Genomic DNA, 18,429 nt, shown 5'->3' with positions numbered 1-18,429 from the left:
TAGCCTCTTTCTCCGTCATGAATACATGTCGCGCGGGGGTCGCCTTTGCGGCGCGGACATGCCGGGTCGTGACATAAATTACATTCGCCCGGCACCCGCCCAGGCAGGTCCGGCAACATTGCCGGTTCGCCGCGTATTTCCGCCGCCGGTTTTACCGGCGGGGCGGTGAGGATCGCCGCCGGCGGTGCGGCGGGTTCCTCTCCCGCCGCGATCGCGCCGGCCGGGGCGATATCCGCCGCTGCCGGGATACTGGCCGCGGGTGGCGCCGCGCGGCTTGCGAGCGCAACCGCGCCTGATTCCGCCGGCGCGCCGGACGCGATATCGTCATGCCGGTCCAGGGCATTGTTGCCGCCGTCGGCGGGCCGGGTTTTTATCGCGCCGTCCAGCCAGCCGTCCAGACCGTCCGCAGGACGGGCGATAACCCGTTGCGCCACCCAGCCGTTTTCCCGGCGCGCCAGCGCCGCGCCGTTGGCAATGGCCGAATTGACCGCCGCCACGTCACCGGTAATGGTGATCAGCATCCAGCCCGAGCCGTTGGTCCTTTCGATGCCGGTCAGGGCAACGTTCGCCGCCTTGGCCATGGTGTCGGCCGCCTTGACGGCCAGCGCCAGACCGGCGACTTCAAGCAAACCCAGTGAGGTTTTCACGCGGTCACCTTCAGGTTATTCACCCAGTACCGGGGTGGCGGTGGGCAAAAAGCCCTCGACATCCGAATGCGGACGGGGAATAACGTGCGTGGAGACCACGTTGCCGATGCCCTGGGCCGCCGCCGCGCCGGCATCCACCGCCGCCTTGACCGCCCCGACGTCGCCGCGCACCATGACCGTTACCAGACCCGAGCCTATTTTTTCATAGCCCACCAGTTGGACGTTGGCCGATTTGACCATGGCGTCCGCGGCGATAATGGCGCCGACCAGCCCTTTAGTTTCAATTAATCCCAATGCGTTGTTCATGCTTTCTCTCCTGTTGTGGGCGACGTGATGTGGTTGATTGCCCGGCATTATTTAAACGGTAACCCTTTCACCAGCCGTGCCGCGTTGCAGCCCAGCCGGCGGATTTCTTGCGCCGGCAGCCGCGTATAGTCCCTGAGGACAAACAGCGGGCGGTCGGCGGGTAAATGCGGATCGTGCACCGCGATATCCTGCGCGCCGACCGCCACGCCCACCGCCAGCGGCGATGCGTTCGAGGCCTGGTGCGCCAGGAGGGCCAGCGGGGTGGCGTCATCGCCGGCGTCATGCAGCGCATACGGGATGCCTTCCTCTTCCATGCCCAGCAGCAGCTGTTGCCAGCCGGGACGCCCGCCGCCGCACAGGATGACGATGATGGCCGGATGGCTGATATCAGGCAGGCTCATGCGCCGCCTCCCCGGTCCATGACAGCACCAGTCCCGTGGCAACGGCGTTGCGCGGGCCTTCGCAGCCGCGCACGTTGCCCTGGCCGGCCACCAGGTGGAAATGGGCTAGCGCGTCCGTCACCAGCTGCGGTATTTCAAAGTCCAGCGCGGAGCCGCCCACCAGCACGACGAAGGGAATATCGCGAATGCTGCCGGTCGGGCTGACCTGGGCCAGCGCGCGCAGGGCATTGGCGACAAACACCCGTTGCTTGGCGCTGCGCCGCACCACGCGCACTTTTTCCAGCGCCAGATCGGCCGGCAGGGGCACCATGCCGTCCTCCTTGACCACCACCACCCGGGCAAACACGTCGGCCGGCAGGGGGTGGTCGAAAAACTGCACGCTGCCGTCCTCATGGCGGATATGGAACAGGCTCTCCACCTTGGCCAGGGGATACTTTTTGATGTCCTCCGCCAGTTGGCGCTGTTCAAGCCCCAGTTCGGAATTGATCAGCAGCGTCACCATATCGCCGGCGCCCGCCAGGTGCGTGGCGACGATGCGGCCGTTGCCGTCGATGATTGAGGCGTCGGTGGAGCCGGCGCCCAGATCGAGGATCGCCAGCGGCCGCTGCGTGCCCGGCGTGGTCAGCGCGCCGAGGATGGCGGCCTCCGCCTCGGCGCCGCCGATGGCGACCCTGACCCCGGTCTGCTGTTGCAGCGCGTCGGCGATGTCCATCATCTGCAGCCGATCGGATTTCACCATCGCGGCGATGCCCACCGCCTGTTCCATAAAGAATTCCCCGGCCAGGCCGCCTTTAACGTTTACCGGCACGAAGGTATCCACCGCCAGCAGATCCTGGATGGCGATGGCGGACGGATCCTTATTGGTCAGTTCCGCCATGGTCTGGCGCACCTGCTCCAGCATGCCGCCGATATGGGTGCCGGATTCGCCGCCGGCGTTGTCGAGCCGGCCGAGGGCGGACACCGCCGCCATGATTTTTTCCGCTCCCTGGTGCACATCGATGCGCGTTACCCGGTTACCGGCATACAGCTCCAGATGTCCGGCCGGGATGGTGCGCGCCTTGACGTCGCCTTTGGGCGTTTTCACCACCACCGCGGAGCGGGTGCCGATAAGCGAACGGGCCACCGGCACGATGGCGCGGGTTTCGTCGGCGTTCAGCTTGAACACGGTGGCGATGCCGTAAGGATTGGCCAACTGGGTAATCACCTTGCCGGGGGCGGCCACTTCCACCGCCGCGGGCATGCCGAGCGGGATGCGCTCGATATGACGCACCTCGTCGACGATGGGGATGGGCTGGTCCAGCCGGTTGCTGACCAGCACGCCGTCGTCGCGCTGCAAAATAGCCGCCGTAATACGAAAACCGGCCTTGACCGCCGCGTTGATCATCGCGGCGATATCGGCAAAATCGAGCGCGGCGGGGGCAATGACGATATAGGGTTCCTCCACGGAGCGCGTCAGCAGTTCGTCGAAGCCGATGGTAATACCGGCCCCCAGACCCAGCCCCCCCGGCGTTTTGGGGTTATGGCCGATCATGGTGGACTCGGTAATCACGGTTTCGGTGATGGTTTCCATCGCCACGTCGCCGATGACCGGCGTTGCTTCGTTGAGCCGTATCAGCGTCAGGTCGGCAATGCTGATGCCGGCCCGCGCCACCACCGCGTTCAGGGCCTGCATAATCCCGAACACGTTGCGTTTGGTGCCTTTGATACCGGTGGTTTCCGCCAGAGAACTGGCGATAAATGTCAATGCCCCGCTGGCGGAGGCCTGCGCCAGCGCCGCCTCGGTGGAGGCATTACCGATATCCACCCCTACGATATAACCCATCTGTTGCTCCCGCCCGCCGGTTCCCCGGTGTTAATCATCACCCTTGAGCTTTTTACGCTGCAGGTAATACCCCGCGGCCTCGCGGACAAAACCGGCGCAAATCGTCGCTTTGTAGCGCGACTCAAGCTCACCGGCTATCGCCAGTAATTCTTCCTGGCTTGAGCGGAACGGACGCAGGGCGTTATAGATTTCCAGGACCCGCTCATCCGGCACCGCCGTCAGCTCGGCGGCGCGCTCGAAGTTCATCGCCAGCAGGGAACGTCCGGCGGAGCGGGCGATATCCGCCTGGATGCGCAGGATTTCCGGAGTGATCCGCACGTCCTGGGCGGTGACGCGGCCGTTAAGCACGTTGGCCAGCGTCAGGTCGTCCAGGGTTTTGCCGGTGGCGGTCTTGACCCAGTCCGGGTGCTTATTGGTCAGCGGATAATCCGCCACGCCGGCCGTGAAGGCCTTGGGCGCGCTGGACGCCGGGGCCGGCGTTTGCACCGCGTCCGGATTGTTCATGCGTGCCAGCACGTCACGCACCATGGTTTCAATTGCTTCAGCATTCATCGTCGTTACCTTAATTCGCGCATCGCCCGCGGCGGGCGCGTAGAGGTTAAAGTCGTGGCGTTCAGAGGGCGACGCTCAGTTCCTGCGGCTGCTTGCCGGTCACCACATACTTGGTTTCCTTGATATGCAGCACCGCGGATTTGGCCTGGTATTTCGGCCGGGCCATCTGATCGTTGAGCGTCGGCACCGGATCCGGCGATTCGCCCTTGGCGTAGCGCGCGGCGTTTTTACCGATATGCCGGTAGGTCTCCAGCGTCAGCAGCGGCGCCTGGGGGAACAGCTCCAGGTTGGACAGCGGCGGCAGGCCGCGCTGGTGGATAACCGTCGTCCCTTTGGACTGGATGCCGATGGAGATGCCCGACCCGCTGAGCCGGTTGCCTTCCACCGCCACAAACGCCACGTCGGAGGATTTAAAGCAGCGGATCACCCGGGCGCGCACGCCTTCCTCCTCGATGCCGGCAATCAGTTCGCGCAGGATCTGCTTATGGGGCAGGCCGATGATATTGACGGTCTGCGACAGGCCGAACGCGGGGCCGACCGCGATAATCACCTCGTCTTTATGGGTGCCGGGCCGGGCGTCGCCCACCACCTTGAGAAAATCGCAGGTCTTGCCGTCGCCGGTGGGCGCCGCCGCCGCCGCGGGTTTGGCCGCCGGCGCGGGGGCGAAGGAGACCTGGTTATCCAGCGGCTGCATCTGGCTGAGCACGTCGCCGATGATTTGCCGTAATAGTGTTTCGTTAATTTCCATCATGGCCGCCTTGGTTAACCCAACTCACTGGGATCGAGCGCGTTGGGAATGTTTTTGATTTCTTCCCAGCGTGCGCCCTGCAAACGGTATCCGGTGGCCGGACCCGCGTAATCATTCACGTCGTTCACCGCCGACAGGACCTGGCCGTTGCCAACGATAATGGCCGAGGTATGCAGGTAATCGCCGGCAATCTTGGCTTTCTGGATATCCAGCACGCTTTGCGCCACGTCCGTGAAACCGCCTTCGGCCAATGCCTTGACCACTTCCAGTCCGGTACGGTTCTTCTCGATAATCTCCTGGGCGAACTTCATGTCCTCCACCTTATTGCGCGCCGGCATATCCTTCGAACCGTGGGCATAGGTGGCGGCGGTGACCTCCTCGTCGCTAATGGGCGGCAGGCCCATGCCGGCGAACGTGGCCTGCAGCGCGCGCGCCGCTTTATTGCGAATGGCCACCACCTGTTCCTCGCGCACCGGACGCAGCCCGCCGTCCACTTTTAAATCCCGCTGCAGGATGTTGTAGTCGTCGAAGTCCTCGGCGTCTTCATTGGAGCCGGCGAACATATTGTCGTAGTTCGGCACCGCCGAATAACCGGAGGAGATAAAGTCGGTGCCGGGCAGGAACTGCATAAGCAAACGCGCGGTACGGCGCATATCGGAATGGGTGAAGGTCTGGTCGTTGCTGGAGGCGCACTCCAGATCCAGTGACGAGCAGATCAGGTTTTCCGCCAGCACCGCGCGGATGCCCGAGGGAACCGCCGACGGGATGCCGATACAGCTTACCGACCCGTTTTGCAGCCCCTGCACCCCGGCGGCGCGGGTAATAAAAATACAGCGGGCTTCCAGGTACAGCATGGATTTGCCTTCGGCGTAGCCCATCTGCACTTCCGAGCCGGAACCGGAGGTAAAGCGCATCTTCAGGCCGCGCGAGGCGTAGGAGGAGGCGAGAAATCCTTTCGACCAGGGCGTATCGTCGCCGTCGGTAAACACCGGTTCCGTGCCGTAGACGGAAATGGTTTCGGCATAGCAGGTATGGCCCAGCATGCCGAGTTTCAGTTCGGTGGCTTCCTCCAGCGAGCATTGCGTCAGCACGCCCGGCCGGCCGACCTGCGAGCCGATAAGCAACGCGATGGCGTTAAACGGCGCGTAGCGCGCCACCGCCACGGTGGTTTCCTGTTCGTCAAAGCCGCGGAAGGCGCCTTCGGCGGCGTCGGCGGCAATCTGCACCGGATTGTCCTGGATATTGGTGACGTGCGCCTGCTGCGAGGGAGTGCGCCGGGCGCGCATCTTCTGCATCGACATCATCATTTCCACCACGTTCATCTGCGACATCACTTCGACGATTTTCGCCGGCGTCATGGCGGTGGTCAGCGGGATGATATCGGCGCGCGACACGTTGGGGTCGCACAGCATTTTTGCCAGTTGTACCGAATCCATCGCCATGACTTCTTCCGACCGCGCCAGGTTAATGCCGTAGTTGGCGATAAAGTGATCGATCAGATCGAAGTCGGCGCGGGCCTTGCCGTCGAGTTCGGTAACCTTGCCGTCGACGATTTTGATCGACGGCTTGGGGTCGTTGGGACTTTCCATGGCTATAAAGCCTTCCTCGACCCACTCTTTGACGAAACCGTCCTGGTTAACCGGCCGTTTCGCCAGCGCTTCAAATCGCTTGGATTTCATGCCATCCCCCACAAGGAGTTAAATATAAGACGGACGATCGTTATGCGGCACCGCGCCGAGCGTGCCGAGCAGGGTCTTGCCGATTTCACGGGCGGAGGTCACCGCCTGGCGCACCGCGCCGGAATCGCCGGAGACCACCAGGATCACTTCGTTGCTGAAGCTGGTGCCGTTGGACGGGGAGCTGTAGGAAACCACATCGACGTTGGCGGATTTCACCGCCGTATCAGCCATCACTACGCCGATGGCGGCGGGGGCGCCGACTATCACGCCGCAGGCTTTGCCGATCGGCGCGCCGAAGGCTTTTTCCAGCGCGTAGCTGGCGCGGGCGCTATACTGCAGTTCGATATGGCCCGCCTCATTGCTGTAGACGTCGCCGAACGTCCGGTCCAGTTCCTTGAGCGCCACTTCCACCGCGCGTTTCACATCGGACACGTCCTCGCCGCCGAAAATGATCAGCGAGCCGTGTCCCGCGCCGCCTTTAGTGTCGCGGGGTAATTCGATGCTGACCACTTCGGTATTGGTCGCCTTGACCGCCTCGTCCGCCGCCATAATGTGCGGACCCGCGCCGATGCGCGTGCCGAGAATACCGATCGAGCGGTAGCGTTTTTCCAGTTTCATCGCCGTCAGCACTGCGCTGTCGACATTGGCGATCACCAAACCGATGGTGTCGCCCATGGCCGTGCCGACGAATTCCGTCAGGTTACAGGTGTTTTCCGACATATCCGGACCTCGTTCCAATGGGGAGAGAGAAGGGGGCGCCGCGGGGGCGTCGTCACCGATTTTCGCCATCACCTGGGCCAGGATCGCCTCGATGACCTTATCGGTGTTCATTCGCGGGTTCCTTTAGGCAAAAATTTCTCCACATCCGCGTGGGGACGTGGGATGACATGGGTGGCGATCACTTCACCGACGTTGGCCGCCGCCATGGCGCCGGCATCGGTGGCGGCTTTCACCGCGCCGACGTCGCCGCGCACGATAACCGTCACCAGACCGGAACCGATTTTTTCATAACCGACCAATAACACATTGGCCGATTTCACCATGGTATCGGCCGCCTCAATCGCGGCGGTCAGACCTTTGGTTTCCACCATGCCCAGGGCTTCTTGTTGCATTTTTATTACCTCGACCAATCATTAAAATTCTGAGGATGTCCGAGGTAAAATATACGCATAAGCGATAAAAAATAGTGGCTTGATTAGGGTGAAAATAGAAGAAATGATTGGCGGTGGCATAGCAAAAAATTGTCATTTCAGTTTGAAAATGCGGCGCCCTGGCTGGTTTTTATCGACTTGTGCAATAACACCAATTAATTTTTTACCTTCCATAATTCAATAATTGATCTTGAAATTCAGGCCAGGCTGTGATTTTGCCGGCGACACGTTAACGGTAAAAAATAATGCCAGAGCAATAATGTAGTATGGCGAAAAAACGGCAATGCCTTGCGCGGCAAGGCTTGCAGCTCCTATGACCCATAAAAATTATCGACTGTGGCGATTATTTTATATTTTAAAAAACGAAATTTTATGTCTTGTTTTTGTTACGTAAAAAGATAATTGCAGGCGAGATCTCATTTGATTGATAAATAACTTTGCTAAACGCCATGGGGGCATATAGCGTATTGCCTTGAAGGCCTTATGTTCATTAAAACATTTTTTAAAAATAGACAAAATGTCAGTCGGAAGCAATGCGATTTCACGCTAATAATTATTTCATTTCGACCTCATACAGGAAAATTACGATGAGCGACACTCTACGAACGGTAAAAGGGCAATGTGTTGCCGAATTGCTCGGTACCGGGCTGTTTATGTTTTTCGGCACCAGCGTGCTGTGCGCGGCCAAGCTTGCCGGCGCCAGCTTCGGCCTGTGGGAGATTTGCGTGGTGTGGGGGCTGGGCATTGCGCTGGCGGTGTATCTGACCGCGGGTATTTCCGGCGCCCATCTGAATCCGGCGATAACCATTGCCCTGTGGCTGCTGGCTAATTTCGAGGGCAGGAAAGTGCTGCCCTATATCCTGGCCCAGGTGGCGGGGGCCTTCTTTGGCGCGGCGCTGACCTATCTGCTGTACCATAATATGTTCGGCCTCTACGAGCAGGCCCACCAGATGGTGCGCGGCAGCCAGGAGAGCCTGTTCCTGGCCAGCATCTTTTCCACTTATCCGGCAAGCGCCATCAGCGTCGGGCTGGCCGCGCTGGTGGAAACCGTCATCACCTCCATCCTGATGGGGCTTATCATGGCGCTGACCGATGACGGCAACGGCGTGCCCAAAGGTCCGCTGGCGCCGTTGCTGATCGGTATCCTGGTGGCGGTGATCGGTGCGTCCACCGCGCCATTGACCGGTTTCGCCATGAATCCGGCGCGTGACTTCGGCCCCAAGCTGTTCACCTTTTTTGCCGGCTGGGGCGAGGTGGCGATGACCGGAGGCCGCGAGATTCCCTACTTTATCGTGCCCATCGCCGCCCCCATCGTCGGGGCGATCCTGGGCGCCGCGGTATACCGCTTCCTGATAGCGCCCCATTTGCCCGGCAATATTAAACAGGACGCGGCGGGACAACCGCCGCTGCAATCTTAAACCCCGGGCAACCCGGCCGGCACCCGGCTTCAGGACCGGGTGCCGGCGCAATCCTATAATTGTGTGATAGAGCACGGTTTTGAATAAGGAAAAAATGATTAAATCCCAAACGGCTTTAAGATATTGCGTCGTAATCGCTGCATCTTTCATTAAAACGTAACAATCAGGCGAAATATATCTTTTTTGTTACTGGTTTATTAAAAATAAGTAAAGCGCGAGAGGGCATAATATGAATTCCGGTAGTTTTATGGATTCAGAACTGATAAATAAAATCGCGCATGATTTCGCTAATGCCACCAATTTGGCTGTAGTGGTAGTCAATATCCACGGCGAGGAAGTTTCGGATTTATATCATTTCACCCCGTTTTGCCAATCATTGCGCCAGGATCCGGAAATGGGCCGCCGCTGCCGCATGAGCGACCGCTGCGGCGGACTTGAAGCCTCTAAATCCAATCAGCCCTGTATCTACCGCTGTCACGCCGGATTGACCGATTTTTCCATTCCCCTGGTCATCGGCGGCCATTTGGTGGGATTTGTGCTGTGCGGCCAGGTGCGCATCAATGATACCGTCAAGCTGCCCGAAGTGCAGGAGAGCAGTTCCTTCACCTGGCGCCAGAACGGCGTGCTGGCCGAGCATTTCGAGAACATTCCGGTTATCGATTACGACCGGTTGCTGTCTTCCGCCGATTTGCTGAAAATCATCGTTGATAATTACCTTAAGCAACAGCTTGATTTCGTGGTGATTAAGGAACACGCGCCGGCGAGCGCCGGGCACCGGGCGGCGATCCCAAGCGCGCATGACGGCAAAATGAAAAAGGTGCTGCGTTATATCGACAGTCATTACTCCGAGGACCTGCGTCTTGAGGACGTGGCGGCGATGGTCTATCTCAGCCCTTATTATTTCAGCAAATTATTCAAAAAATACCAAGGCGTGGGTTTTAACGCCTACGTGAACCAGCAGCGTATGGAAAGCGCGCGCCAGATGCTGGAGCAAAGCGACTGGTCCATCGCCGTCATTGCGCGCAACCTCGGTTTTTCCCAGGCCAGCTATTTTTGCAAAGTATTTCGCCAGGCCTATCGCATTACCCCCCAGGCGTATCGTGAGCAGCGTTTATCCGCGCTGAATAACAGCCCGGCGAAAAATATCGCCATGCCGCGTAATTAATCCTTTTTCCCTTTTGTCGCTTTAATTATTGTGACGTTATTATTTCCAGCCGATCGTGATCTCATTTTTTAAATTTAACCAACGCTATTTAATGCTATGGCTTTCGCCGCTGAAAATGGCCGCTCATCGCGCCATGCCGTGGCATGGCTAATTGCCGATAGCTAAAAAGTGTTATCCCCCGACAATAAATTTTAATCAAATCATCGCCGGCGAACATTTTTTTTGATCCAATCCGGGGTATATTTTCCCCAGATACTTTAGATTAACGATGACAGGGGCGCCGCCGGCAACGATTTGCCATTTCCGCGCGGCGCCAATGCCAATGTTACCAGGTTGCACGCGCCGCAAGGCCGTCAGGGAAGGAGGTGTGAATCCTCCGCAGCCCCCGCTGCTGTAATGCCGACGAATCCGGCGTCACCACTGATCGAAAATGATTGGGAAGGGCCGGAGGAGGATGACGCAAAGCCAGAAGACCTGCCTGATAACAAGAGCCGTACCGGCTCGGTAACAACTCCTTCGGTGGGAAGCGGGTTGTCCTAACGACTGCGTCGGGATAGCGCCTTTCCGCCGCCGTTGCTTACGACAATCCCGTTCGGCCCGCCCTGGCATTACGGGATACGGATGAAAGCGATACTGATTGGCGGCGCGCAAAGCGGGACCGGGAAAACATTGCTGACGCTCGGCCTGCTGCGGGTGCTGGCCAGGCGCGGCCTCAGAGCGCAGCCGTTCAAGTGCGGGCCGGATTATATCGATACCGGCTGGCATGAAGCGGTCAGCGGCATCGCCTCGCATAACCTGGACGCCTATATGCTGGGGGCTGACACGCTTAACGGCCTGTTTAACCGGCATATGCAAACTGCCGACGTGGGCGTTATCGAAGGCGTCATGGGACTCTACGACGGCCTGGGCAGCGACGGCGGCGACTGCAGCAGCGCCGCGCTGGCCAAGCAGCTGGGCGTGCCGGTGGTGCTTATTATCGACGGCAAGGCGGTATCCACCTCGGCCGCCGCCACCGTACTGGGCTTTCAACTGTTTGATCCCGCCGTCAACATCGCCGGCATTATCGTAAACCGGGTATCCTCCGCCAATCATTTCAACCTGATTAAAACCGCCATTACCCGCTACTGCGATCTGCCGGTGCTGGGGTATCTGCCGCCGCTCAGCGACTGGGCATTGCCCTCCCGGCATCTGGGCCTGGTGCCGGCGCAGGAAAACCGGCGCCTGGAGGCGCAATGGGACCAACTGGCGGATGCGGTGGAACAGCATATCGATATCGATTGTCTTCTGCGTCTTGCCGACTGCCAGCCCGCGGCGGGCCGCCTGCCCGCGCCGCCCGCCGCGCCGCGTTATGCGCAGCTGACGCTGGCGCTGGCCGAGGACGAGGCGTTTCATTTCTATTATCCGGATAATCTGCAGCTCCTGCGCGATATCGGCGTGCGTATCGTGCCGTTCAGCCCGCTAAACGATCGGGAACTGCCTGCGTGCCAGATGATTTACCTCGGCGGCGGTTTTCCGGAACTCTTCGCCGACCGGCTGACGGCCAACGGCGCGATGCGGGCAGCGCTGCTGCGGGCCGGTCTGCAGGGCACGGCCATCTACGCCGAATGCGGGGGGCTGATGTACCTGGGGACTTCCCTGGAGGATCAGCAGGGCCGCGTCTTCCCCATGGTCGGCCTGTTGCGCGGCGTCAGCCGCATGAGCGAGGGACTCAAGCGTTTCGGCTATTGCGAGGGGCGGGCGCTGGCCGATAATCTGCTGACCGCCAGGGGAGAAACGTTACGCGGTCACGAATTTCACCATTCCGAATTTATCACCGATGAGCCGCCGCTGTTTACCCTCACCAAACGCGCCGCCGGCGGCGAGGTAAAACAGTGGCCGGGCGGTTATGGCGACGCCACGCTTCTCGCCAGCTACCTGCATGTGCATTTTTACCAGCGCCCGGCCTTGCTGCGGCGCTGGCTGGATAAAGGATGCGAGCTGCTATGACCTTGAGCGCCTACCTCGCCGGCTACCTGCTGGATCTGTGGCTTGGGGATCCGCCGCACTGGCCGCATCCGGTGCGCTGGATAGGCCATGCCGTCACGGGCCTGCAACGCGTTATCCGCCGTTGCTGCCGCAGCCGCCGGGCGCTGTATATCGGCGGCGGCGCGCTGTGGCTGCTGGTGGTGGGCGGCAGTGGGGGATTGACCTGGGCCTTGCTGCGCCTGCTGTCCTTTTCGCCCGCGCTGGAGTGGCTGGCCACCGCCTGGCTCACCTACACCCTGCTGGCGACCCGCTGCCTGCGCGATGCCGCCATGGCGGTTTATTACGTGCTGCGCGCGGACGACCTGGCGGCGTCGCGCCGGCAGCTGTCCTACATTGTCGGCCGCGATACCCAGCACCTGACGCGGCCGCAAATGATGCGCGCGGTGGTGGAAACGGTGGCGGAAAACAGCGTTGACGGCGTAATAGCGCCGCTGTTCTGGCTGTTTATCGGCGGCGTGCCGCTGGCGATGGCCTATAAGGCGGTCAATACCCTGGATTCCATGGTGGGGTACCGCACGCCGCAGTACGAAGCCATCGGCTGCGTATCGGCGCGAATGGACGACGCGGCCAACTGGCTGCCGGCGCGATTGGGCTGGCTGCTGCTGGCGCTGGCCGCCGGCCTGTTGCGTCTGGACGGGCGCGGCGCCTGGCGCATTGGCTGGCGCGATCGCTATCAGCATAAAAGCCCGAACTGCGCCTGGTCGGAGGCGACGGTGGCGGGCGCGCTGGGGGTGCGGCTGGGCGGACCCAATGATTATTTCAGCATCCGGGTGGAAAAACCCTGGATTGGCGAGGCGCGGCGCGAGATTGCCCTTGGCGACATCATCCACAGTATCCGCTTGATGTATGTCGCCTCCGCGCTGATGCTGGCGACGATGTGCCTGCTCCGCGCCGGCGGCGCGGGATTAGGGTGGTGGTGAGACTTAACAGGGCTGTATAACAGGGCGCAGGCCCGGAGCTGTAACGCGAATGAGTTATATCAAACAACCGCAACAAATCGAGCGCACCAGTTTTGCCATTATCCGGGAGATCATTGCCCGCGAGCGTCCCGATTTCCATTTCCAGGATATCTGGCAGGAAAAAATCATCCTGCGCGCCATCCACACCAGCGCCGATTTCGACTGGCTGGATATTCTGCATTTCTCGGCCGGCGCGGCTGAACGCATGGCCGACGCCCTGAGCCGGGGCTGCACGATATATACCGATACCACCATGGCGCTGTCCGGCATCAATAAGACCGCGCTGGCGCAGCTGGGCGGCAAAGCGGCTTGTTATATCGGCGATGCCGGTATCGCCGAGCAGGCGCGGGCGCAGGGCATGACGCGCTCAATGGCGGCGGTGGACTATGTGGTGGCGCGCGCCGGCCGGGAGCCGGACAACAGCCTGTTTGTGTTCGGCAACGCGCCCACCGCGCTGTTTCGCCTGCTGGAGCATGTCGGTCGGTCGGATTACCGGCCGCAGGGGGTGATAGGCGTGCCGGTGGGGTTTGTCGGCGCCAGCGAATCCAAGCAGGCGCTGGCCGACAGCCCGTTGCCGTGCATCGCCGCGCTGGGCCGCAAAGGCGGCAGCAATATCGCCGCGGCCATCGTCAACGCCCTCCTTTATCAGCTGCGGGAGGCATGATGGACGACGTGGTCTGGCACAATGGCCGGGCGCTGCGCAAGGGGTATACCACCGGATCCTGCGCCACCGCGGCGGCTAAAGTCGCCGCCGAGATGCTTTTGCGCCAGCAGGTGATAGATACCGTTTCCATCGTGACGCCGTCCGGCGTCACGCTGTGCCTGAACGTCGAGCTGCCGTTGATAAGCCCCGGCGAGGCCACCGCCGCCATTCGCAAGGACGGCGGCGATGACGTGGACGCCACCGACGGCATGCTGATTTTTGCCCGCTTAAGACTGCGCGCCGATGCCGCCATTATCATTGAGGGCGGCGCCGGCGTGGGCCGGGTAACCCGCAACGGCATCGGCCTGGCTATCGGCCAGGCGGCGATTAACAACACTCCCCGTCATACCATCGAGACGGCGGTGCGCGAGGTCATCGGGCCGGATCGCGGCGCGGATGTGGAGATTTTCGCCCCGGAAGGGGAAGCGCGGGCGCGGAAAACCTATAACGCGCGCCTGGGCATCCTGGGCGGTATTTCCATTATCGGCACCAGCGGCATCGTGACGCCGATGTCGGAGGAAAGCTGGAAGAAATCCCTGTCGCTTGAGCTGGGCATGAAGCGCGCCGACGGCATGGACCGGGTGATCCTGGTGCCGGGCAACCACGGCGAGCGTTTCGTCGGCGAACGGCTGGGCATCGATAAACGTTACGTTGTCACTATGAGCAATTTTGTCGGTTATATGCTTAAGGAGGCGGAGCGCCTGGGGTTTCGCCAGATCCTGATGGTCGGCCATTTCGGCAAACTGGTGAAGGTGGCGGCGGGGATCTTCCATACCCATAGCCATATCGCCGACGGACGCATGGAAACGCTGATTGCCTGGCTGGCCTTGTGCGACGCCCCCCACGCGCTGATGCATCAGGTGGCGGCGTGCGTGACCACCGAGGAGGCGATGGCGTTAATCGACGCCGCCGGCTGGCAGCGGGTATACCCGGCCATTGCCGCGCGCGTCGCCGCCCGCATGGCCGAGCTGTTGCGTTTTTCCTCTGCGCCGCCCCGCTGCGATGCGCTGCTGTTCTCCTTCGATCAGCAGATCCTCGGCAGCAGCCGGCCGGCGGCGGAACTGAGAGAGGCCTTCCGATGAACAGGAGGGTTGACGATAACGGCCACCGGCACGCGCCCCGGTTAAGCGTGGTCGGGCTGGGGCCGGGGGATGGCCGCTACCTGACGCCCGGCGCCTGGCGGCTGATCGAGCAGTGTTCGGTGCTGATCGGCAGCCCGCGCCAGCTGGCGTGTTTTCCTGGGTTCCAGGGCGAAAAGCGGCCGTTCGGCCCGTCCCTGGCGGCGCTTGCGGCCTGGCTGGACGCCCATCCCGACGTGGACACGGTGGTGCTGGCTTCCGGCGACCCGCTATTGTACGGCATCGGCGATTACCTGAGCCGGCGCATGGGGGCGGAAAACCTGCATATCGAGCCGGGGATCAGCGCGGTGCAATACCTGTTTTCACGCCTGCGCATGGCGATGAACGATGTCTATCTCACCAGCAGCCATGGCCGCGCGCCTGATTTTGATTTTTTGCTGCTGCACCCCAGGGTGGCGATGGTCACCGACGAACGCATCGGTCCTTATGAAATCGCCCGCGAGATCCTGGCGCGCGAGCGGCCGCGGGTCATGATTATCGGCGAAAACCTGTCCTACCCCGATGAACGTATCCACCGGCTGCCGCCCGCGCAAGTGGCGCGGCATTATGCAATGAACGTGGTGGTGATCCTCGATGAGAGATGAAGAATTTATCCGCGGCCCGGTGCCGATGACCAAACGCGAAATCCGGCTGGCGTCGGTGGACCGGCTGGAGCTGGCGCAGGCCCGGCTGCTGATTGACGTCGGCGCCGGTACCGGCAGCGTCGGCATCGAGGCGGCCAGCCGCTACCCCCAGCTGCGGGTGATGGCGGTGGAGCGCAATCCCGACGCGCTGGCGCTGATTCGCGCCAACAGCGCCAAATTCGCCCTGGACGAGCGTATGGACATCGTGGCCGGCGACGCGCCGCTGCCGCTGGCGGTAAGCGCCGATGCTGTTTTTATCGGCGGCAGCGGCGGCAACCTGGCGGCGATTATCGGCTGGGCCGGTGAACTGCTGGTGCCGGGCGGACGCCTGGTGATTAACCTGATTTTGCAGGAGAACCTCGGCGAGGCGCTGGGCGCGCTGCGCCAGGCGCCCTTCGTTCGCGCGGACTGCGTCCAGATGCAGGTTGCCAGCCTGGCCCCGCTGGGCAGCGGACACTTTTTTAAACCGAACAATCCCGCTTTTATTATTTCCTGTCTCAAGGAGAACACTCATGACAGAGCCCTTTGACCGCCGGCTGATCTGGTTTGTCGGCGCAGGACCGGGCGACCGGGAACTGATCACCCTGAAAGGCTACCGGCTGTTATGCGCGGCGGACGTGGTGATCTACGCCGGATCGCTGATTAATCCCGCGCTGCTGGACTATTGCAAGCCGGGCGCGGCCTGCTATGACAGCGCCGGTCTCAACCTGCGGCAGATTATCGGCCATATGAGCGAGGGTATCGCCGCCGGCAAGCTGGTGGTGCGCCTGCAAACCGGCGATTTATCCCTGTACGGCTCGATCCGCGAACAGATTGAAGAACTGGCGTTGCTGAATATCGGTTTTAGCACCGTGCCCGGCGTCAGCGCGTTTCTCGGCGCCGCGGCGCAGCTTGGCGTGGAGTATACCGTGCCGGAAGTGGCGCAAAGCCTGATTATCACCCGTATGGAGGGGCGCACGCCGACGCCGGCGCTGGAAGCGCTGGAAGCGTTTGCCGCGCACCGCACGTCGATGGCCATTTTCCTGTCGGTACAGGCTATAGAGCGCGTGGCGCAGCGGCTGGTGGACGGCGGTTATCCCAGCGACACGCCGGCGGCGGTGATTTTCAAGGCCACCTGGCCGGAGGAAAAAACCGTACGCGGCACGCTGGCGGATATCGCCGGCAAGGTCCGCGCGGCAGGCATCGGCAAGACGGCGCTTATCCTGGTGGGCGCCTTCCTGGGCGACGAATACCACTACTCCAAACTGTATCACGCGGAATTCACCCATGAATATCGTCAAGCCTGAGTCGGTCGCCCTGTTTTGCCTGACCCCCGGCGGCGTTCAGTTGGCCAAACGGCTGTCGGCGCTGATCCCGATGACCTGTTTTACCAGCCAGAGTTTGCTGGAGCCGGGATTTGATGCGTTTCACGGCACGCTGTCCCATACGGTGGCGGAAGTGTTCAATACGTATTCGGCGCTGATATTTATCTGCGCCACCGGTCTCACGGTGCGGGTTATCGCGCCGCTGATTAAAGATAAGTTCAGCGATCCGGCGGTGGTGGTGATCGACGATCGCGGCCACCATGCCATCAGCCTGCTGTCCGGTCATATGGGGGGCGCCAACGCGCTGACCGGCTATATCGCCGGACTAATCGGCGCCACGCCGGTGGTCACCACCGCGACCGATGTCAACCAGCTGGCCGCGGTGGATATCCTGGCGCAGCAGTTGAACGCCACCATGACGGATTTTCGCCAGACGGTGAAAAAGCTTAACCAGTTGCTGGTGTGCGGCGGGCGCGTCGGGCTGTATTGGGACCAGACGTCGCTGGCGACGATAAAAATGCGCTGGCCGGAAGAGTATTGCGATACCCGCGGCCTGGTGCTGGTCACCGATCTGGACGATTTGCCCGAACTGGACGCGCTGCTGTACGTCAGTTTGCACGACAGCGTGCCGGAGGTGCCGGTGCCGGTGTACAAACTGGTGCCGCGCTGTGTGGTGGCGGGTATCGGCTGCCGGCGCGACACGCCGCCGTCCACCGTGGCGAACCTGCTGGCGCGGCAACTGGCGGGACTGCATATCGACCCGCTGGCGCTGCGCGCCATCGGCAGCGTGGCGATTAAACGCGACGAACCCGCGCTGCGCCATCTGGCCAATCAATGCTGCGTGCCGTTCGAGATTTTTTCCGTCGATGCCCTGAAACCGGCCGCCGCCCGATTTCCCGGCTCGGACTTCGTGAAGCGCGTGGTGGGCATCGGCAGCGTCTCCCAACCCGTCGCCTGGCTGATGAGCAACGGCCGCCTGGTGGGCGATACGCTGCGTACCCAGGGCGTGACCATAACCTTAGGAGTTTCCTGCTGATGCTGTATGTGATTGGTATCGGCCCGGGCAGCCAGGCCGCGATGACCCTGGAGGCGCTTGACGCCATCCGCGACGCCGACATTATCGTCGGCTACAAAACCTATACCCACCTGGTCAAGCACCTGACCGGCGACAAACAGGTGATCAAGACCGGCATGTGCAAGGAAATCGAACGCTGCCAGGCCGCGCTCGATCTGGCGGTCACCGGCCAAAAGGTGGCGCTGATCAGTAGCGGGGACGCCGGCATCTACGGCATGGCGGGCCTGATCCTGGAACTGGTGACGGCGCAGGGGCTGGATGTGCAACTGAAGCTTATCCCCGGCGTCACGTCCAGCACCGCCGCCGCCTCACTGCTGGGCGCGCCGCTGATGCATGATTTTTGCCATATCAGCCTGAGCGATCTGATGACCCCCTGGCCGGTGATTGAACGGCGCATCCTGTGCGCGGCGCAGGCGGATTTCGTGATCTGCTTTTACAATCCGCGCAGCCACGGCCGGCCGGATCACCTGGCCAACGCCTTTGCCCTGATGGGCCGTTATAAATCGGCGCACACGCCGGTGGGCGTGGTACGTGCCGCCGGGCGTAAAAAACAGGAAAAATGGCTGACGACGCTCGGGGATATGGACTTCGCGCCGGTGGACATGACCTGTCTGGTGATTGTCGGCAACCAGGCGACCTATTGCCGTGACGGCCTGATGATCACGCCGCGCGGCTATCAAATCCAGGCGGACGCGCAGTGACGGCGGGCCGG

The 18,429-nt window shown here is 61.5% G+C and carries 19 protein-coding genes, 1 pseudogene and 1 riboswitch; of the genes and pseudogenes, 11 read left to right on the top strand and 9 right to left on the bottom strand.

All coding sequences use genetic code 11. The annotated features are described in order from the left end of the window. Nucleotides 1-395: 395 nt before the first annotated feature. The 9 genes and pseudogenes from ACL2XN_RS05655 to pduA all read right to left on the bottom strand — a co-directional run. Nucleotides 396-647: pseudogene (locus ACL2XN_RS05655) on the bottom strand (BMC domain-containing protein); the annotation flags it as partial. Nucleotides 648-662: 15 nt separating this feature from the next. Continuing rightward, on the bottom strand, nt 663-953 hold the full coding sequence (locus tag ACL2XN_RS05650; protein ID WP_331119175.1) for a BMC domain-containing protein: 291 nt from the start codon (nt 951-953) through the stop codon (nt 663-665). A 47-nt stretch (nt 954-1,000) separates the two neighbouring features. Continuing rightward, nucleotides 1,001-1,354: a glycerol dehydratase reactivase beta/small subunit family protein gene (locus tag ACL2XN_RS05645; protein ID WP_413728439.1), complete on the bottom strand. Its 354-nt coding sequence runs from the start codon at nt 1,352-1,354 to the stop codon at nt 1,001-1,003. Further along, nucleotides 1,341-3,176, bottom strand: coding sequence for a diol dehydratase reactivase subunit alpha (locus ACL2XN_RS05640; protein WP_410015135.1), 1,836 nt, complete (start codon nt 3,174-3,176; stop codon nt 1,341-1,343). Before ACL2XN_RS05640 ends, ACL2XN_RS05645 begins: the two co-directional genes overlap by 14 nt. Nucleotides 3,177-3,206: 30 nt before the next feature. Then, a complete protein-coding gene (pduE, locus tag ACL2XN_RS05635) occupies nt 3,207-3,728 on the bottom strand; it encodes a propanediol dehydratase small subunit PduE (protein ID WP_413730452.1) in 522 nt (173 codons plus the stop codon). Between the two features lie 61 nt (nt 3,729-3,789). Further along, nucleotides 3,790-4,476, bottom strand: a complete 687-nt coding sequence (locus tag ACL2XN_RS05630; protein WP_413723440.1) for a propanediol/glycerol family dehydratase medium subunit — start codon at nt 4,474-4,476, stop codon at nt 3,790-3,792. A gap of 14 nt (nt 4,477-4,490) precedes the next feature. After that, the gene (gene pduC / locus ACL2XN_RS05625; protein WP_413728437.1) at nt 4,491-6,155 is read right to left on the bottom strand and encodes a propanediol dehydratase large subunit PduC; all 1,665 of its coding nucleotides are present in this window, start codon (nt 6,153-6,155) and stop codon (nt 4,491-4,493) included. 18 nt (nt 6,156-6,173) lie between these two features. Beyond that, entirely contained in the window at nt 6,174-6,986 is an 813-nt protein-coding gene (gene pduB / locus ACL2XN_RS05620; RefSeq protein ID WP_410015132.1) for a propanediol utilization microcompartment protein PduB, read from the bottom strand. Further along, entirely contained in the window at nt 6,983-7,267 is a 285-nt protein-coding gene (gene pduA, locus ACL2XN_RS05615; protein WP_331119187.1) for a propanediol utilization microcompartment protein PduA, read from the bottom strand. The genes pduB and pduA overlap by 4 nt, the downstream gene beginning before the upstream one ends. Before the next feature lie 626 nt (nt 7,268-7,893). Between pduA and ACL2XN_RS05610 the strand changes: the two genes are divergently transcribed. From ACL2XN_RS05610 to ACL2XN_RS05560, 11 genes are all read left to right on the top strand, one after another. Next, nucleotides 7,894-8,724, top strand: coding sequence for an MIP/aquaporin family protein (locus tag ACL2XN_RS05610; RefSeq protein ID WP_413722833.1), 831 nt, complete (start codon nt 7,894-7,896; stop codon nt 8,722-8,724). 229 nt (nt 8,725-8,953) lie between these two features. Then, nucleotides 8,954-9,889 carry a transcriptional regulator PocR gene (gene pocR, locus ACL2XN_RS05605; protein WP_410015130.1) on the top strand — a complete coding sequence of 312 codons (936 nt, stop codon included), beginning with the start codon at nt 8,954-8,956 and terminating at the stop codon, nt 9,887-9,889. Between the two features lie 313 nt (nt 9,890-10,202). Next, nucleotides 10,203-10,386: riboswitch (cobalamin riboswitch) on the top strand. Between the two features lie 124 nt (nt 10,387-10,510). Beyond that, the gene (locus ACL2XN_RS05600; RefSeq protein WP_413722834.1) at nt 10,511-11,875 is read left to right on the top strand and encodes a cobyrinate a,c-diamide synthase; all 1,365 of its coding nucleotides are present in this window, start codon (nt 10,511-10,513) and stop codon (nt 11,873-11,875) included. Beyond that, entirely contained in the window at nt 11,872-12,834 is a 963-nt protein-coding gene (gene cbiB / locus ACL2XN_RS05595) for an adenosylcobinamide-phosphate synthase CbiB (RefSeq protein WP_413722835.1), read from the top strand. The genes ACL2XN_RS05600 and cbiB overlap by 4 nt, the downstream gene beginning before the upstream one ends. Before the next feature lie 49 nt (nt 12,835-12,883). After that, nucleotides 12,884-13,537: a cobalt-precorrin-8 methylmutase gene (locus ACL2XN_RS05590; RefSeq protein ID WP_410015127.1), complete on the top strand. Its 654-nt coding sequence runs from the start codon at nt 12,884-12,886 to the stop codon at nt 13,535-13,537. After that, nucleotides 13,534-14,658, top strand: a complete 1,125-nt coding sequence (cbiD, locus tag ACL2XN_RS05585) for a cobalt-precorrin-5B (C(1))-methyltransferase CbiD (protein WP_410015126.1) — start codon at nt 13,534-13,536, stop codon at nt 14,656-14,658. Before ACL2XN_RS05590 ends, cbiD begins: the two co-directional genes overlap by 4 nt. Beyond that, nucleotides 14,655-15,299, top strand: coding sequence for a cobalt-precorrin-7 (C(5))-methyltransferase (locus ACL2XN_RS05580; RefSeq protein WP_413730451.1), 645 nt, complete (start codon nt 14,655-14,657; stop codon nt 15,297-15,299). The genes cbiD and ACL2XN_RS05580 overlap by 4 nt, the downstream gene beginning before the upstream one ends. Next, entirely contained in the window at nt 15,289-15,867 is a 579-nt protein-coding gene (locus tag ACL2XN_RS05575) for a decarboxylating cobalt-precorrin-6B (C(15))-methyltransferase (RefSeq protein WP_410015124.1), read from the top strand. The genes ACL2XN_RS05580 and ACL2XN_RS05575 overlap by 11 nt, the downstream gene beginning before the upstream one ends. Beyond that, the gene (locus ACL2XN_RS05570) at nt 15,851-16,624 is read left to right on the top strand and encodes a cobalt-precorrin-4 methyltransferase (protein WP_410015123.1); all 774 of its coding nucleotides are present in this window, start codon (nt 15,851-15,853) and stop codon (nt 16,622-16,624) included. The genes ACL2XN_RS05575 and ACL2XN_RS05570 overlap by 17 nt, the downstream gene beginning before the upstream one ends. Continuing rightward, nucleotides 16,605-17,678 (top strand): cobalt-precorrin 5A hydrolase, encoded by a 1,074-nt coding sequence (cbiG, locus tag ACL2XN_RS05565; RefSeq protein ID WP_410015122.1) that lies wholly within the window; start codon nt 16,605-16,607, stop codon nt 17,676-17,678. Before ACL2XN_RS05570 ends, cbiG begins: the two co-directional genes overlap by 20 nt. After that, nucleotides 17,678-18,418, top strand: a complete 741-nt coding sequence (locus ACL2XN_RS05560) for a precorrin-3B C(17)-methyltransferase (protein WP_413722839.1) — start codon at nt 17,678-17,680, stop codon at nt 18,416-18,418. Before cbiG ends, ACL2XN_RS05560 begins: the two co-directional genes overlap by 1 nt. The last annotated feature ends 11 nt before the right edge of the window (nt 18,419-18,429 follow it).

Origin of the sequence: Sodalis sp. RH22 (assembly GCF_047324165.1) — a bacterium.
In the GTDB taxonomy this organism is placed as follows: Bacteria; Pseudomonadota; Gammaproteobacteria; order Enterobacterales; family Enterobacteriaceae; genus Acerihabitans.
Note: the sequence above shows the minus strand (reverse complement) of the source record. Positions and strands in the feature narration are given on the sequence as shown.

What these genes read in the sequence shown, in the direction of transcription:
- ACL2XN_RS05640 (WP_410015135.1), bottom strand. Translation starts at nt 3,176, where the DNA reads ATGGGTTATATCGTAGGGGTGGATATCGGTAATGCCTCCACCGAGGCG.
- ACL2XN_RS05645 (WP_413728439.1), bottom strand. Translation starts at nt 1,354, where the DNA reads ATGAGCCTGCCTGATATCAGCCATCCGGCCATCATCGTCATCCTGTGC.
- pduE (WP_413730452.1), bottom strand. Translation starts at nt 3,728, where the DNA reads ATGAATGCTGAAGCAATTGAAACCATGGTGCGTGACGTGCTGGCACGC.
- cbiD (WP_410015126.1), top strand. Translation starts at nt 13,534, where the DNA reads ATGATGGACGACGTGGTCTGGCACAATGGCCGGGCGCTGCGCAAGGGG.
- ACL2XN_RS05630 (WP_413723440.1), bottom strand. Translation starts at nt 4,476, where the DNA reads ATGGAAATTAACGAAACACTATTACGGCAAATCATCGGCGACGTGCTC.
- ACL2XN_RS05610 (WP_413722833.1), top strand. Translation starts at nt 7,894, where the DNA reads ATGAGCGACACTCTACGAACGGTAAAAGGGCAATGTGTTGCCGAATTG.
- pduB (WP_410015132.1), bottom strand. Translation starts at nt 6,986, where the DNA reads ATGAACACCGATAAGGTCATCGAGGCGATCCTGGCCCAGGTGATGGCG.
- ACL2XN_RS05650 (WP_331119175.1), bottom strand. Translation starts at nt 953, where the DNA reads ATGAACAACGCATTGGGATTAATTGAAACTAAAGGGCTGGTCGGCGCC.
- ACL2XN_RS05600 (WP_413722834.1), top strand. Translation starts at nt 10,511, where the DNA reads ATGAAAGCGATACTGATTGGCGGCGCGCAAAGCGGGACCGGGAAAACA.
- ACL2XN_RS05570 (WP_410015123.1), top strand. Translation starts at nt 15,851, where the DNA reads ATGACAGAGCCCTTTGACCGCCGGCTGATCTGGTTTGTCGGCGCAGGA.
- pocR (WP_410015130.1), top strand. Translation starts at nt 8,954, where the DNA reads ATGAATTCCGGTAGTTTTATGGATTCAGAACTGATAAATAAAATCGCG.
- ACL2XN_RS05560 (WP_413722839.1), top strand. Translation starts at nt 17,678, where the DNA reads ATGCTGTATGTGATTGGTATCGGCCCGGGCAGCCAGGCCGCGATGACC.
- pduA (WP_331119187.1), bottom strand. Translation starts at nt 7,267, where the DNA reads ATGCAACAAGAAGCCCTGGGCATGGTGGAAACCAAAGGTCTGACCGCC.
- ACL2XN_RS05575 (WP_410015124.1), top strand. Translation starts at nt 15,289, where the DNA reads ATGAGAGATGAAGAATTTATCCGCGGCCCGGTGCCGATGACCAAACGC.
- pduC (WP_413728437.1), bottom strand. Translation starts at nt 6,155, where the DNA reads ATGAAATCCAAGCGATTTGAAGCGCTGGCGAAACGGCCGGTTAACCAG.
- ACL2XN_RS05580 (WP_413730451.1), top strand. Translation starts at nt 14,655, where the DNA reads ATGAACAGGAGGGTTGACGATAACGGCCACCGGCACGCGCCCCGGTTA.
- ACL2XN_RS05590 (WP_410015127.1), top strand. Translation starts at nt 12,884, where the DNA reads ATGAGTTATATCAAACAACCGCAACAAATCGAGCGCACCAGTTTTGCC.
- cbiB (WP_413722835.1), top strand. Translation starts at nt 11,872, where the DNA reads ATGACCTTGAGCGCCTACCTCGCCGGCTACCTGCTGGATCTGTGGCTT.
- cbiG (WP_410015122.1), top strand. Translation starts at nt 16,605, where the DNA reads ATGAATATCGTCAAGCCTGAGTCGGTCGCCCTGTTTTGCCTGACCCCC.